15 protein-coding genes are annotated in these 15,104 nt (G+C 57.9%); 4 read left to right on the top strand and 11 right to left on the bottom strand.

Annotated elements, in window-relative coordinates; translation table 11 throughout:
* Window positions 1-14: 14 nt before the first annotated feature.
* A complete protein-coding gene (locus OS242_RS18540; protein ID WP_267153189.1) occupies window positions 15-689 on the bottom strand; it encodes an S-layer homology domain-containing protein in 675 nt (224 codons plus the stop codon).
* Window positions 690-1,092: 403 nt separating this feature from the next.
* Here OS242_RS18540 and OS242_RS18535 point away from each other — a divergent pair, with 403 nt between their 5' ends.
* From OS242_RS18535 to OS242_RS18520, 4 genes are read left to right on the top strand one after another with little or no spacing between them, the layout of a single operon-like run.
* On the top strand, window positions 1,093-2,610 hold the full coding sequence (locus OS242_RS18535; RefSeq protein ID WP_267153261.1) for a spore germination protein: 1,518 nt from the start codon (window positions 1,093-1,095) through the stop codon (window positions 2,608-2,610).
* A gap of 5 nt (window positions 2,611-2,615) precedes the next feature.
* Window positions 2,616-3,809 (top strand): Ger(x)C family spore germination protein, encoded by a 1,194-nt coding sequence (locus tag OS242_RS18530; protein ID WP_267153188.1) that lies wholly within the window; start codon window positions 2,616-2,618, stop codon window positions 3,807-3,809.
* The gene (locus OS242_RS18525; RefSeq protein ID WP_267153187.1) at window positions 3,806-4,024 is read left to right on the top strand and encodes a hypothetical protein; all 219 of its coding nucleotides are present in this window, start codon (window positions 3,806-3,808) and stop codon (window positions 4,022-4,024) included. Before OS242_RS18530 ends, OS242_RS18525 begins: the two co-directional genes overlap by 4 nt.
* A 13-nt stretch (window positions 4,025-4,037) precedes the next feature.
* The gene (locus tag OS242_RS18520; protein ID WP_267153186.1) at window positions 4,038-5,117 is read left to right on the top strand and encodes a GerAB/ArcD/ProY family transporter; all 1,080 of its coding nucleotides are present in this window, start codon (window positions 4,038-4,040) and stop codon (window positions 5,115-5,117) included.
* 30 nt (window positions 5,118-5,147) lie between these two features.
* Here OS242_RS18520 and OS242_RS18515 read toward each other — a convergent pair whose 3' ends face one another.
* Genes OS242_RS18515 through tmk form a run of 10 tightly spaced genes read right to left on the bottom strand, consistent with a single transcriptional unit; the run spans window position 5,148 to window position 15,097 of the window.
* On the bottom strand, window positions 5,148-6,851 hold the full coding sequence (locus OS242_RS18515; RefSeq protein ID WP_267153185.1) for a diguanylate cyclase: 1,704 nt from the start codon (window positions 6,849-6,851) through the stop codon (window positions 5,148-5,150).
* Window positions 6,826-9,735, bottom strand: a complete 2,910-nt coding sequence (locus OS242_RS18510; protein ID WP_267153184.1) for an ATP-binding protein — start codon at window positions 9,733-9,735, stop codon at window positions 6,826-6,828. Before OS242_RS18510 ends, OS242_RS18515 begins: the two co-directional genes overlap by 26 nt.
* Window positions 9,736-10,110 (bottom strand): response regulator, encoded by a 375-nt coding sequence (locus OS242_RS18505; RefSeq protein ID WP_267153183.1) that lies wholly within the window; start codon window positions 10,108-10,110, stop codon window positions 9,736-9,738.
* A gap of 23 nt (window positions 10,111-10,133) precedes the next feature.
* The gene (locus OS242_RS18500; protein ID WP_267153182.1) at window positions 10,134-11,417 is read right to left on the bottom strand and encodes an MFS transporter; all 1,284 of its coding nucleotides are present in this window, start codon (window positions 11,415-11,417) and stop codon (window positions 10,134-10,136) included.
* A 57-nt stretch (window positions 11,418-11,474) separates the two neighbouring features.
* Window positions 11,475-11,798, bottom strand: a complete 324-nt coding sequence (gene yabA, locus OS242_RS18495) for a DNA replication initiation control protein YabA (protein WP_267153181.1) — start codon at window positions 11,796-11,798, stop codon at window positions 11,475-11,477.
* A 36-nt stretch (window positions 11,799-11,834) separates the two neighbouring features.
* A complete protein-coding gene (locus tag OS242_RS18490) occupies window positions 11,835-12,647 on the bottom strand; it encodes a PSP1 domain-containing protein (protein WP_267153180.1) in 813 nt (270 codons plus the stop codon).
* A 3-nt stretch (window positions 12,648-12,650) separates the two neighbouring features.
* On the bottom strand, window positions 12,651-13,628 hold the full coding sequence (holB, locus tag OS242_RS18485) for a DNA polymerase III subunit delta' (protein WP_267153179.1): 978 nt from the start codon (window positions 13,626-13,628) through the stop codon (window positions 12,651-12,653).
* Between the two features lie 48 nt (window positions 13,629-13,676).
* The gene (locus OS242_RS18480; RefSeq protein WP_267153178.1) at window positions 13,677-14,120 is read right to left on the bottom strand and encodes a YaaR family protein; all 444 of its coding nucleotides are present in this window, start codon (window positions 14,118-14,120) and stop codon (window positions 13,677-13,679) included.
* A gap of 21 nt (window positions 14,121-14,141) precedes the next feature.
* On the bottom strand, window positions 14,142-14,471 hold the full coding sequence (locus tag OS242_RS18475) for a cyclic-di-AMP receptor (RefSeq protein WP_267153177.1): 330 nt from the start codon (window positions 14,469-14,471) through the stop codon (window positions 14,142-14,144).
* A gap of 23 nt (window positions 14,472-14,494) precedes the next feature.
* On the bottom strand, window positions 14,495-15,097 hold the full coding sequence (gene tmk / locus OS242_RS18470; protein ID WP_407702132.1) for a dTMP kinase: 603 nt from the start codon (window positions 15,095-15,097) through the stop codon (window positions 14,495-14,497).
* Between the last annotated feature and the right edge of the window lie 7 nt (window positions 15,098-15,104).

Below are 15,104 nucleotides of genomic sequence, written 5' to 3'. Positions count from 1 at the left end.
TATTGGAAGAAGACTTACAAGGCAATGACCGGATCGCTGCCCGCCGCCTTCTTTTTGATGATCTGGATGTTGTTGTTTGCAACCATTGCAGTCTCTTGGCGGGTCGCTTCTCTTTTCGGGTTGAAGTTCGCGCCGTCGCCTTTCATCAGACCCAGTTCCAAAGTAGCGGCGACATAGTCTTTCGCCCAGTCGCTGATCGCTTCCTTGTCTTGGACGTTCAGCGATTGACCTTTGCCGGTCGGATCGACGTTGTGAATGCGAACGAAGGTCGCAGCCATTTCTTCACGGGTCATGAAATCTTTCGGACGGAAGTTGTCATTCCCGTCGCCGAGCATCAGTCCGGCTTTTTTGACCGCCTCGATATATTTCAACGCAGAGTCGTTGTCGTTCACGTCAGCAAAGCTGGAGGTGGTCACATCTTCCACTTGGAGTTTCAAGGTGCGGGTCAGAACGATGGCGACCTCTTGACGAGTGATCTTGTCCAGCGGACGGAAGTTCCCGGCGGTGTCGCCGATCATGATGCCTTCCTTTTGCATGATGGTCACAGCTTCTGCTGCCCAGTCACTCACTTGATTCAGGTCACGATAGATGGTTTCTGCCGATGCCACGTTCGTGGCTGACACGGAGATCGCTGCCGTCAACGCAACGGATTGAGTCAATACTTTATTGAGCTTATTGATCTTTTTCATTGGTCTCCCCCATCTAAACTAGTAGTAGTTTGATAGCATTATAGCATTGAGCTCCATGAAAAAGATAGTTCAAATTAAAAATTCCATTTAATTACCTTTTTGGAAAATGGTTTTCCCCTTTCTTTCTCTTTCTGTTTACTTTTTTGTATTCATTCTAATTACAGTTTGCATAGTTCCACCAGTACGGGGGCAAAATCCCAATAACCGGAATGGAGGTGGGGGAGGAATGGGGAAAAGGCTTCGCGTTCTGCGCAACAAACGGAAAAAAAACACGAAGGACCTGACTCCGCAGGAGCAGCCCGCCTTGGAAGACGCGGACGACACGAGCGATGACGCGAACCCTCCTTCACACAACAGGTCGGATCAACGTCATGTAACCAAATCAGGGGCGCAGACAGGTCGAATGCCAAATGAAAGGCTTCACTCTTCCTTGGATGAAAATCGCGAGCGGCTGGAAGACCTGTTCACCCTGACATCCGATGTGGTTTTCCGCGAGCTGACCGACGGTCGCGGCACCCGTCTCCTGCTCGTCTATCTCGACGGGCTGATCAACACCCAAGAGCTGGAGCTCCACGCGATCCAGCCGTTGCTCCGCAACACCTTGTCGGAGCGCCGCTATGACGATCTGACCCAGATGGTCGCCGAACAGAGTCTGACGGCGGCACAGGTCACCAAGACAACCAACCTGTACGAAGCGGTGGACACGATCCTGCACGGCAACGCCCTGCTCGTGATCGACGGTCAAGACGAAGCCCTGCTGCTCAGCGTGAGCGGCGGCACGAGGCGCTCGGTGCAGGAACCGCCGACCGAAGCGTCGATTCGCGGACCGCGCGAAGGATTTACCGAGAACCTGCGCGTCAACACCGCCCTCGTGCGGTTCAAACTGAAAAGCCATCTGCTTCGCACCGTTCCCTTGACGCTCGGCACCAAGACCCGCACCAGCGTGGTGGTGATGTATCTCGAAGAGACCGCCGACCCGCAGGTGATCGAGGAAGTGCTGGTCCGTTTGCGCTCCATCGAGATCGACGGGATCTTGGAGAGCGCGTATATCGAGGAGTTGATCGAGGACGAGCCGATCTCGCCGTTCCCACAATTGCAAAACACGGAGCGGCCGGACACGGTGGCGGCGCAACTGCTCGAAGGCCGGTTTGCGATCTTTGTGGACGGGACACCGTTCGTCCTCTGCGGTCCGGTCACGTTTTGGCAGTTCCTGCAGGCCAGCGAAGACTATTACGAGCGCTATGTGATCGTCAACCTGATCCGCTGGTTGCGGTACACGTTTCTCTTGATCGCGCTGTACATGCCGGCCCTCTACATCGCCGTCACCACCTATCACCAAGACATGCTGCCCACCAACCTGTTGCTCTCCGTCGCAGCCGCACGTGAGAGCATCCCGTTTCCGGCATTGATCGAAGCGATGCTCATGGAGATCTCCTTCGAAGCGTTGCGCGAAGCCGGCGTCCGCCTGCCCAAATACATCGGGCAGGCGGTCTCCATCCTCGGTGCGTTGGTCATCGGTCAAGCGGCGGTGCAGGCGGGCATCGTCTCCGCTCCGGTGGTGATCATCGTCTCGCTGACCGGGATCGCGTCCTTCACGATCCCCCGCTACAGTGCGGCGATCTCGATTCGGATGCTGCGCTTTCCGATGATGCTGCTCGCCGGCACGTTCGGCCTCTTTGGCCTTGTGATCGGCACGATCTGGCTGGTCACCCATCTGTGCCGCCTGCGGTCGTTCGGCGTGCCGTATCTGTCGGGGGTGGCTCCTTTTGAAAAGACCTCCCAGCAGGATCTGTTCGCCCGCCTGCCTCTTTGGAAGATGATATTCCGACCGCGCCCGATCTCTCACTTCAACCGCAAACGGATGGGCGAGGACCAGATGCCCGCACCACCACCGGTCAACGAACCGAAAGAGGCGAGGTGATCTCGATGCGAAAATGGATGGTGCTGCTCTTGACGCTCGGCTTGACTGCTCTGCCCCTGACCGGATGCTGGGATCGCAGGGAGATCAACGACATCGCGTTCGTCGTGGCCACCGCCTTTGATAAACAGGAAGATCAATACATCGCTTCGGTGCAAGTCCCCCTGCCAGGTCAGATGGGCAGCGTCGGCAACGCAGGCGGCGGAGGCGGCACCTCCGGGGAAAAACCGTGGTTTATCGACTCCACCGCCGGCAAAAACATTCGGGATGCCAACATCAAGCAGCAGAAATCATTGTCCCGCGCTCTGTACTTCGCCCATCGCCGCGTGTTGGTCCTCGGCGAGGATCTCTCCAAAGAAGGGATCGCCCCGGTGATGGATGTGGTCAGCCGCGTGCCGCAAAATCGCCTGACCAGTTTCTTGCTGATCGCGGAAGGGCTGGGACGTGACGTGTTGAGCGCCGATGCTCCTACCGAACAATTTCCCGGCGAGATGTTGCGGGAGTTGGCGCAAAACTCGATGAAGCGGCCGCAGATGATCAAACATGTGGTGGAAGCGATGCTCTCCGACGGAATCGACCCGGTGGTTCCGGTCGTCCACGTCACCAAGACCCATCCCGGTCAAGCAACCCCGTCGCGCACCAACCTGCAAATGAGCGGTGTGGCCGTTTTTAACGGGGAAAATCGGTTGGCCGGCATTCTCTACCAAGATAAAGCGCAGGGTCTGTTGATGGCGATGGACCAATCCCGCAATACGCAAGTGACCGTTTTGGCACCCAGCAAAGACGGCTACATCACCGTCGTTTTCCAAGAAAACCGCGCCACGATCATCCCCGAAATCAAAGGGGATCAAGTGACGATGCACATTCGCATTCGCGGCAAAGGGTCGGTCGTCGAGAACGAGTCGACCTACGATCTGGGCTACAACGGCAATCTGATCAAGATCGAACGCTTGGTTCAAGAAAAGATTCAAAGTGAGATCAAGGAAGCGGTGGAAGAAGCGGCGCATCGCCTGCACGCCGACCCGATGGGCCTCGGCCTGCGCGTGTATCGATCTTACACCGAAGACTGGTATCGGATGAAAAAAGACTGGCCCCGCTATCTGGCGAACGTGAAGGTCGTCGTGGAACCCAACATCCACATCGAACACACCGGATTTACCACGCTGCCCTTCGGCCGCAAAGACGGGGAGATCACGCGATGATCGGACAATTGATCCTCTCACTCCTCGTTTTTGCGATCATCTTGATGTTGGAATGGCGCCCGCTCCGGAAAAGCACGCGCAGCACGCGACTGATCTCTTTTTCCCTGTACGCGCTCAGCAGCGCGATTTGGGTCTGGTTGCAAGTGTCCATGCATGTGCCGCGGCCGGCTGTTTACCTCGAAATGTTGCTGCAACCGTTCGATATCCTGAAGTGAGGAGGGCTGACAGATGGAGCAGATCTCCAGACGCCAGATGTTTTTGATCGGAGCCGGATACACGTTCGACGCGACGCTGATCTCCTTGCCCGCCCAGATCATCGGTGTGGCCAAGCAAGATGCGTGGATGACCTATCCGCTCGCTTCCCTGCTGATCTTGGCCATGCTCTGGTTGCTCTCGAAAGTCTCGCAGCGCTTTCCTGATCAGGATTTGTTTGAAGCGCTGACCCATCGGTATCGGCTGATCGGACGGTTGATCGTCTGTTCGATGATCCTGTTTACCTTCCTGATCTTGCAACGCGATCTGCGGATGTTTATCGACTTTTCAAATATCGTCTTGCTGCAACAGACACCCTTGTCGGTGATCGGGTTGCTGATGATCGGCGTGATCATCCCCATCGTCGCCTCCGGGATCGAAGTGCTCGGTCGGGTGGCCGAGATATTTTTCGTGATGCTCGCCTTGGTCATCCTGTCTTTACCGCTGGTCTTGCTGAAAGAGCTCGACTTGGAGTCGCTGCTGCCGATCTTTGACGGCGGCCCCGGACATGTCGCCAAAGGGGCTTGGCTCGCCTTTCCCTATCTTGGCGAGATGCTGATCCTGCCCTTTGTGTTCAAGTCCAAGACCTTCAATTTTCGCACCGCCGCCTACGCGCAACTGTTCGGTTCCTTTCTGCTCGTGATCCTGATCGTGTATAACATCATCGTCCTCGGGGTGCACGTCTCGGCCCGGTTTATGTATCCCAATCACGAATTGACCCGGCAGATCCGGCTCACCGACTTCCTCGACCGGTTCGACATGATCCTCGTCTCGATCTGGGCATCCGCGATGTTTACCAAGGTCGCATTTTCCGTCTTCGTGATCTGCCGCGGGATCAGAAGATGCCTGCCGACCGTCTCGGAAAAACTGCTCGCCTCACCGGTGACGGTGTTTGCGCTGGTCTGCTCCTTTTGGTTCTTCGAAAACTCCCTGCAGGTGGTCAATCTCAACCACACCTGGCCGGCACTTGCCCTGCTGTTTCAGGTGCTGTTCCCCGTGCTGCTCTTCTTCTTCTTGCGGCCAAAGAAAAAAACTCCCGCCCACGAATCCCCGTAGGCGGGAGTTTTTGTTGCTGTTGTTCTTTTGTCAGTCCTCCAGATTCAACAGCCGCTTCACCCGGATCTCCAACTCCAGCAGGGAAAACGGCTTGGACATATAATCGTCCGCTCCGAGCGTCAACCCGCGCACGATGTCTTCCTCCCGCTTTTGCGCTGAGAGCATCAGCACTTTCACGCCCTGTTGCTGAAGTTCGGGCCGCATGCTTTCCAGCAGGGAGAACCCGTCGAGTTTGGGCATCACGCCGTCGAGGATCAACAGATCGAACAGCCCGCGCTGCAAGTGTTCACGCGCCGCCTCCCCGTCGTTCACCACTTCGATGTCGACCGGCAGATCGCGCAGTTTGCTCTGCAAGATCGAGGTGATGATCACATCGTCGTCCGCGATCAAGATGCGGCGGCGAGGCACAGCCGGTCCCTCGCCGCTCGGCAGTTCGAGCGCACCCTCCGCACCCGCCACCACTACCCGGTCGCGTCCGGCCTGCTTCGCCCGGTACATCGCGTCGTCTGCCATTGCGATCCAGCGCTTTTCTGTCAGGCCCGGCTGCCACTGCGCCACCCCGGCGGAGAACGTGATGCACGTGCCCTGTCCCTCCGCCCGCACGAGCGGCTGCACCCGCACCTTTTCCAAGATGCGGTGCATCACGATCGCGGCCTGCTCCGCTGTCGTGTCTTGGAACAGGATCACCAGTTCCTCCCCGCCGTAGCGGGCCAAGAGATCGGTCGTGCGCAAGTTTTGCTGCAACAGGTGCCCGAGTCCCTGCAACACCATGTCGCCGACCTGATGCCCGTACGTGTCGTTGATGCTCTTAAACCGGTCGATGTCGAGAAACGCCAGCGAGATCGGCTTGTCATCCTGCTGCACCCATTGCAGCACCATCTGCAGATGATGATCGAAATAGCGGCGGTTGTACACGCCGGTCAGCGCATCGCGAAACGCCATCTGCTCAAACTGCTTCGAGCGTTTGAGCAACGAAAAGATCCGCGCCTCCAACTCTTCATATTCGAACGGCTTCGTCACATAGTCGTCCGCTCCAAGGCGCAAACAGCGCACTTTGTCGTCGAGGTCATCGCGACCGGAGAGCACGACGAGCGGAATCCACTTCAGCGTCGGGTCTTCTTTCAAGAAATCGAACAGCTCGTACCCCGACTGCGGATACATCATCAGATCGAGCAAGATCACATCATAGGCGGACTCCCGCAGTTTGGCCTTCGCCGTCTCCACGTCGGACGCGTCGTCGATGCGGTACCCCGCCAATTCCAGCTGTTTGACGAGATAGGAGCGCAGCAGATCGTCATCGTCGATCAACAGCAGGCGTCCCTGCATCGCCAGCGGCGCCTGCACCGTCTGCAGATCGAGCTCATCCACTTCGATCTCCTTGGCACAGACCTCCTGCTCCATCTTCAATTGCAAGAGATGCTCGCGGCTCTGGTGGATCAGCGTCTCCCGAGAGGCGGGCACGATGCCGTCCTCTTCGTTCGCCCACCCGTACAGTACGAGGAACGTCTCCGCGATCCGCCCCGCCCGCTCAAAGCCAAAGATCGGGGCGCTGCCTTTCATCTTGTGCGCGATCCGGTAGACTTGGCTCGCCAGCTCCGGATCAAACTCTTGATTCAGCTCGCGAAGACACAGTTCCAACTCCTCGATCTGCTTGCCGAGGTCTTGCACATAGAGTTTGCGCGTCTTGCGCAGCAGTTTTTGATTCTTCTCACGCTTCTCCCTGTGGTCGCTCATCCGCCTCTCCTCCTTCCTTCGCGGTCGGCACCATGATCACGCCGGTCTTTTCCTTGCGCAACAACGTCTGCAAGATCAGATTGGAGAGCTTGGCCGGTTGGTACGGCTTGATCAGGTAGTCGTTCGCTCCAAGCGACATCCCCCGTTCGCGCTCTTCCAACGCCGACGAGATGAAGATCGGGATCGACGCCGTCCGCTCATCCGCTTTCAACCGCTCAAGCACATCCCACCCGCTGAGCGTATCGGCCAGACGAATGTCGAGCACGATCGCGTCGGGCAGTTGCTCCGTGATCCGTTGCAACGCCGACTCGCCTTCCCGCACATGCTCCGCTGCAAAGCCGCTCTCCTGCAGCTCTTCTTGCAGCAAGAGCGCCAGCGAGTCGTCATCCTCGACGATCATCAGGCGCGGCATCTCCTGACCGTTTCCGTCTGACAGCCGCACCTCGTTTCCTCTCACCGCTTGATTTCTCGGGAAATAAAGCGTGAACACACTGCCTTCTCCAAGTTGCGACTCCACCTCGATCCGGCCGTCGTGCGCCTTGACGATCTCTTTGCAGATCGCAAGTCCGAGCCCCGTCCCGCCGATCTTGCGACGGTCCGAATTGTCGACCCGATAAAATTTGGTGAAGAGATGACCGAGCGATTCCTTCGGGATGCCAAGTCCCTGATCGGTCACCGATACCGCCAGTTCATCGCCCGCCTCACGGATCATCACGCGCACTTCGCCGCCGTTTGGCGAGTACTTCATCGCGTTGCCGATCAGGTTGAGCAGCACTTGGCGCAGTTTCGCCTCGTCGCCGCGCACCGGAGCCGGATCGGTGACCGCATCCAATTCCAGACGATGCTGCGGCGCATGGAACGCCATCGTCTCGATCAACTCCTTCGCCAGCGGCACCAGATCGACCTTTGCAAAGTCGTACGACTGCCGACCCGCCTCCATGCGCTGAATGTCGAGGAAATCGTTGATCAACTGGGTCAGCCGCTCCGCTTCCTTGTGGATGGTCTCCAGATACTTGCGCTGGCGTTCCGGCTTCAGCTCCTTGTGCAGCATCAGTTCGGTAAAGCCGAGCACGCTGGACAGCGGCGTGCGCAGTTCGTGCGAGACGGTCGAGACAAACTCCGACTTCATCTGATCCACTTCATACTCGCGGGTCATGTCGCGGTGGACAAACACCGTGCCGCGCAACACCCCGTTTTGATCGAAGATACGCTCGAAATAGACCTGCATCACTTTCTCTTCCGCGCCGCTCAGACGATAGATCCTCGTCTCACCGTCCGCACGTTCGCCGAGCATCGCCCCTTCGATGAAAGCGATCAACTCGTCCGCCTGCAGGGCCCGTTCCCGCAGTTCGCGATAGACGCATTCCTTCGTCCGTCTGTCGGCCGCAGCCGGAGTCGACTCGTCCGCCATCCACGTCTTCCATGTATGGTTGACCTGTCGCAGTTCGCCTTGCTCGTCAAACAGGTGCACCCCTTCGCGGATCGAGTCGAGGATCTCCTGATTGACAACGCGTTCACGCTCCGACACTTCGTACGCACGCCACTTCTCAATCGCCAGCGCCACCTGATTGGCCAACGCCCGCGCCTGTGCCCGATCCTCTTTGGAAAAGGCCCGGCCAAGGCGTGTCATCACAAGCAGCGCGATCACGTCCTCCTCCTGCGAGAAGATCGGCACAAACAGATCGCTCAGCCGGATCGGCAGGTCATGATACCCTTTCTCCGCTCCGGCCGCATCCCGCTCGATCACCAGCGTGTCGCGCTCCTCCCGCAGCCGGGCCAGCACGCCTTCGTCAAGGTTGGTGAAAAAGGCCACCGTCTGCGCTTCGGTGAGGCCCACCGCCGCATGCGGGTAGCCCGCCTCCAGCAGCACGACCGCCCCTTTGTCCACCCCTTGAATGGTGACGAGGTTTTGGATGATGCTCTTGAGCAGATCGTCGCGGGACGACGTGTTGATCAGCGACGCGTTCAGTCTGTTTTGCGCCTCCAGCACCTGCTCGTGTTGGCGCATTTTGGCCACCGTCTCCGTCAGTTCGTCCTGCTGCGAGATCAGCTCTTCTTGCTGAGCTTGCAGCTCTTCGTTCTGCTCGATCATCTCCCGTTCATTGCGGCGGATCTGCTGCCACATCGTCTTCAGCGACACGGTCAGATTGCCGATCTCGTCCGCACGTCGGTCATACGGCAGCCGGAGCAGCAGGTCGGCGTCATGCTGTTTGGCCACCCGCGCCAACTCCTGAAGCGGCAGGCCGATGTCTTTCGCCAGACGGATCGCCAGCACGCCGACGATCAAGGCAACCAGCACCAGATAGACGGTAAAGCTCACCGACGCCCGTTTCAGATCGCGGGTAAGCTCCTCGTGCGCGTCATCGGCGTGCCGGTCGAGCACATCGATGTAGGCGATATTTTCAACTCGAAATTGATCGACAAACTCCGTCCAGTTCTCCTCCCGCGACAGGCGCACCATCTCCGCGGTGTCACCTTGCAGGCCGAGTTCAATGCCCACTGGCACCATGTCGAGGAAATATCGGTCCCGCGACACGCGGAGCCTTTGCAGATACTCCCTGCCCTCTGCGTCTAGCTCCAGCTTGGCAAACGCGTCGATGTCGTCGTTGACCGCCTGTTCGCGGACCTTGATCTTCCCCACAAACTCTTCCTGCCGAAACGCCATCAACCCGCGCAGTTCGGTCACCGCGCCGCTCATCGTCTGCTGGATGTCGATGGCCAGATCCGTCTTTTGATCGATCAGGATCAGTTCGCGCTCGTAGTTGGAGCGGATCCGGTCTTCCACCACATAGAGCATCAAGGCACCGAGCGCAATCAGGACGATCATCACGACCATGTACAGCGAGATCTGCCGCAGGATGCTCTTTTTCACTTGCGCTCCCATCTAGCGGTCCTCACTCAAGATCCGGTCGACCAGATCCAGCAGATCGAGCGGCGAAAACGGTTTGGCCATAAAGTAGTTCACACCGATCTGTCGAGCCAGATCTTGATCCGACTTTTGACTCTTCGCCGTCAACATCAAGATGCGCAGCCCGGCCTTCTCCGGCATGAGACGGACCTTCTCCGTCACATCAAGGCCCGTCATCCCGGGCATCATATAATCGAGCAGCACGAGATCATACTCCCGCTGCATGATCTTCTCCAACGCTTCCTCACCGTCGCACGCCTCGTCGATCTCGTAGCCTTCGTCCTCCAGCGTATCGACAATCAACATGCGCAGCACCTCTTCATCTTCTGCCAACAAGATCCGTTTCGCCACTGCACAGGTCCTCCTCCGTATGTTTACAAACCGATCCCCCGTCCCGACTCCGCGCGGTGCCGTCTGCGCTCCCAGAGTGCGACCCACAACAGCGCCCCCGCTCCGGTCAGCCGCCACAGAGACGAGATATGAAACGCCGTCTCAATCGACGTGATCCCCATCACCCACACGCCAAACTGCGGCGCAAAGATCGCCGTCACTCCGATAAAGATCGAGTGCATCGCGATGAAAAAGGCCCGGTTGTCATGCGGCGACAGTTCCAGCACCCGGTTGAACAGCGTCTGCGTCGTGCAGGCCACAAAGATGCCCATCCACAAGTTCGAGAGCAGCAACAGCCACAGATTGGACGTCAGCGCATACAAAAAAGGCGCTGTCGACAGCCCGGCCGTGCCGATCACCAGCGTCAGGCCGTTGCCGATCCGATCGGCCACCCGCCCCCACAGACGGTAGGTGAGCACGGCGGCAAGGCCGTTGAACACCGAGATCAGCGACACCCACAGAGCGGACATGCCGACATACTCTTCCGATACCTGATAGATGTTAAACAACGGCCACGCCATCTGCCAGCCAAAATGAAACATCGTCGAAGCGGCCGCAAACAGCAAAAACCGCTTGGCCCGGCTCAGCGAGCGCATCGACGTCCGCACCGTTTCCCAGATCGGTGTCTGCGACTTGCTCGCCGGGTCGACAAACGGCTCGCGGATGCGCATCAGCCACGCCGCCTCCAGCATGCCGACCGCAAACGCGGTCAGAAACACCGCCTGATACGGCCAGGCCGCATGATCCCCCGTCCGCACGATCAAGAGCCCCGTCAAGATCGTCGTGATGATCCCGACTCCCTGTGTGATCCGATTGCGCATGCCAAACACTTTGGCCCGCTGGGCGGCCGGGATCACATCGCCGATAAACGCTTGCCACGACAGCAAGGCCAGCGACTGCGGCAGATTCATCAACGCGTTCAGGACCACAAACGCCCACGCGATCGCCACCGGCGACATCGACATCAAGGGCAACAACGCCATCATCAAGAAAAACATTCGGCCCGCTGCGATGGCGGTACCGGTAAAACGCTTCTTCGCCGCCAAGCGATCAATAAAAAAAGCGCCCGGCAACAAGACGAGAATCCCGGTTAACGCCGGTAAGGACGACAACCAAGCGACTTGTACATCGGACGCTTCCAACACTTTGATCGCGAACATCGGAATGAACGCCGTCGTCAAGTTCGTCGCGACGACGGAGAAGATTCCTTGGATCGTATTGATCCGCACATTGTGACGAAGAGAGCGATACGCTTCCTGTTCATGCATAGGAAGAACGCACCTCCTCCAAACGGATGACTGACCTAGGTGTAACTCTGTAACTCATCATTTGTGCAAAAACGACAGACAGAACAAGCAGTCTCCCTCTGTGCGCAGGCTCCCGTAGTGAAGGTTGCAGATATGGAACCCTTCCTGATAGAGCCGCGCGAGGTTGTCATAGCCTTCGCCGAGCATCGGCGACGCGCCTTCCGCTTCGTGTTTCTCAGCGGCCGACAACCGTTTGCGGAGATTTTCGTTTTCCATCTGGAGCTTTTGGTTTTCCTCAATCAATTCCACGATCTTATGCTTCAGCGAGCCGAGTTCGCGGTAGAGTTCTCCGATGCGTTCCTCGACATTGGCGACTTGAGCAAAAACGGCCTGTTTGTCCAAACATGTTCACCCCGCATTGCCATTCGACTCTTTGGATCAGTCCGCAAAACGCTGGACATCATAAATGGAATATTCCCGAACATGCTTGGAGCGTTCCATCTCGACTTGGACCGTCTTTTCCAGCGTGTTGACGCCGGTCACTTTGCCGTGTCCGTTCGGCGTCTTCACCTTCACTCCGATATCGAGCACTTCGGTTTGCTCCGGCTCGCTCTCATATGCTTCGGTCTCAAACTTCAAGCAGCACATCAGGCGGCCGCACAGCCCGGAGATCTTGGCCGGATTGAGCGAGAGGTTCTGGTCTTTGGCCATCCGGATCGAGACCGGGTCAAAGTCGCCGAGCCAGCTCGAGCAGCACAGGATGCGCCCGCAAGGACCGATCCCGCCGAGCAGTTTCGCCTCATCGCGCACGCCGATCTGGCGCAGTTCGATGCGAGTGCGAAACACCGACGCAAGGTCCTTGACCAGTTCACGAAAATCAACGCGACCGTCCGCCGTGAAGTAAAAGATGATCTTGTTGCGGTCAAACGTGTATTCCACATCCACCAGCTTCATCTCCATCGAATGATCGATGATCTTTTGCTGGCAGATCGTAAATGCTTTCTTCGCGGCGACCTTATTCTCTTCCACCTGGGCCGCATCTTTGGCGTCGGCTAAGCGCAACACGCGCTTCAAAGGCAGGACGACGTCTCCTTCGGAGACAGACTTTTTGCCGATGACCACTTCTCCGTATTCCACGCCGCGCGCGGTTTCCACGATGGCATAGTGCCCTTTTTCAATCGGAAGGTCGCCGGGGTCGAAATAGTAGATTTTGCCCGCTTTTTTAAAGCGGATTCCGACTACGGCAAACATACTTTAGGATACCCCCTGCAGCCGCAAGATCATATGTTCCAGCGTCAGTTGCACGTTGGCATTGCCTTGCAGACGTTTTTTGGTCATCAATACGGTGTCCACCGCATCGAGGAGTTGGTCCGAGCGGAGCAGCAGGGCTTGGGAGCGATATTTTTCGAGTTGTCCTTCTGCAGCGACGGTTGACACGAGCCCGAGGCTCACATGCATCAAATCACGATACCACCAAGCGAGACAATCCAAAAACGCATCGATCTCCGCCGACTGCCAGCTCGGTTTGATGATTTTTTCCTGTATAGTCAAAAGGGGATTCCCTCGACGTGTTGTCACTTCTTCCGTCAATTGTACCACCAGCGACAAGATTTCCGCAAACTTATCGCCATTGGCAAATTCTATAGCGGCCGGAGCGCTCTGTTTCAGGTAGGCCAAAAATCGGGCGCGGGAGCCGGTGATCCCCTCTGCGTTCAGCTGCATTTCGACTTCTTGCGGCGAACGGCGGGAGAAGGGAATGATCTGGCAGCGCGAGATGACCGTCGGCAACAGCTTGGTTTTCGACTCGGCGAGCAGGATCGCCGTGACCGGCGATGTCGGCTCCTCCAAGAATTTGAGCAGCGAGTTGGCCGCTTCCACCGTCATCTTGTCAGCTTGCCGGACGATGTAGACTTTGCGGTCCGCTTCCAGCCCCTTGCGCGAGAACGCGTGCTGCAGTTCGCGGACTTGGGCGATCTTGATCGCGTTGCCGTCCGGCTCCACTGTCAGCACATCCGGGTGATTGCCTGATTCAAATTTTTTGCATTGGGTGCAGACGCCGCACGGGCGTTCCGCCGTGGTGGAGATGCAGAGGATCGACTTGGCAAAATAACTCGCCGTCTCTCTGCGTCCCGAGCCCTCCGGCCCGAGAAAGAGATACGAGTGGGCCAGCCGACCCGTCTGCAGGGAGCGCGAGAGCATGTCCGCAGCTCCTCCCGGTACAGGCCATGTCATCGCAGCAGACCCCCTTTGTTCGAAACGATGCGTATTTGAAAACTATACTTAGTAGTACAAATTCACCAGCAGACCGCGAATGTCGCCGATCTTGGCGAGGATCTCGATGTTGTCCTTTTCGTCGCTGACGACCTGCTCGGCCAGTTCGGCCATCAGGTCGTCGATCTGCGAGATGATCTTGTAGAGGCGCATCCGCCCGCGGCGGTCAAAGCCCTGCTTTTCGGTCGCGGAAAATCCGCCTTTGACGATCTGCTCCAAAAAGCGGCGCACGCGCTCTTTGTAGTCCATGAGCGACTTCCACGACATCTGCCGGGAGAGCAGTTTGCCCATCTCGTCGATCGACACCATCAGCTTGTCCAGTTCGGCGCGGGTCAGTTTGGCCCCCGCCTGCTGGAAGATCTCTTGAAAAGCGGGAGATTTCACTCCCGCCTTGTTGTCGTCCCGAAGACCGAGCGTATCGACGAACGGTCTTTGATTTTGCCCGATCTTCATTGCCGCACAACTCTCTTTCGTTTAAAAATGAGCGAATTGCTCGACGTCGATCACAAACACGGTCGCGCCGCCGACCTGCACCGACACCGGATAGGGCACAAACGCGTCGACGTTGTTGCCCATCGGCTGCATCGGGGTCATCGTCTGCTCGCGGGTGTGGCAGCTTTCTTTGATCAAGGCGAGGACGTCGTCCACCTTGTCATGTTCCACACCGATCAGAAACGTCGTATTGCCCGCTTTCAAAAAGCCGCCTGTGCTGGCGAGCTTTGTCGCGCGAAACCCGTGCTTGACCAATTTCTCAGAAAGCCGATAACTGTCTTTATCCTGTACAACCGCGATGACGAGTCGCATCGAGGAACGCCTCCTTTTTTCCCTTACAGGAACCGGCGGACGTCCTGCCAGATCTCCTCGGCCACCTCTGCCGTCGACTTGGTGCCGTCGAGGACGAGCACCCGGTCCGGCTGGGACGCGGCGATCTCCAGAAACTGTTCCCGAACGCGCTGATGATACGTCAGGTCGCGCTGTTCGATCCGATCGAGCCCGAGCCCCCGGCTTTTGCAGACCCGTTCGATGCCGATCTCGACCGGCACATCGATCAGGTACGTCCGGGTGGGCCACAGTCCGTCCGTGGCGTCTTCGGAGAGACGCCGCACGTATTCGTATGACAGATCAAGCCCGGTCGCCTGATAGGCGAGAGACGCGTCGATGTAGCGGTCGCAGAGCACGATCTCGTCGCGGGCCAAGGCCGGTCGGATCACTTCTGCGACGTGTTGCGCGCGGGAGGCTGCATAGAGCAGCGCTTCCGTCTTCGGCGCCATCTCGCCGTGGCTCGGATCGAGCAGCACCGCCCGGATCTTGTCGCTGATCGGGGTGCCGCCCGGTTCCCGGGTGGTACAATATCGTATTCCGCACTCGCCCAAACGTGCGGCCAACAAGCGGATCTGCGTCGACTTGCCGCCGCCGTCCGGGCCTTCCATCGTCAAA

The sequence above is a fragment of the Tumebacillus lacus genome, from assembly GCF_026410385.1.
Classification (GTDB): Bacteria; Bacillota; Bacilli; order Tumebacillales; family Tumebacillaceae; genus Tumebacillus; species Tumebacillus lacus.
Note: the sequence above shows the minus strand (reverse complement) of the source record. Positions and strands in the feature narration are given on the sequence as shown.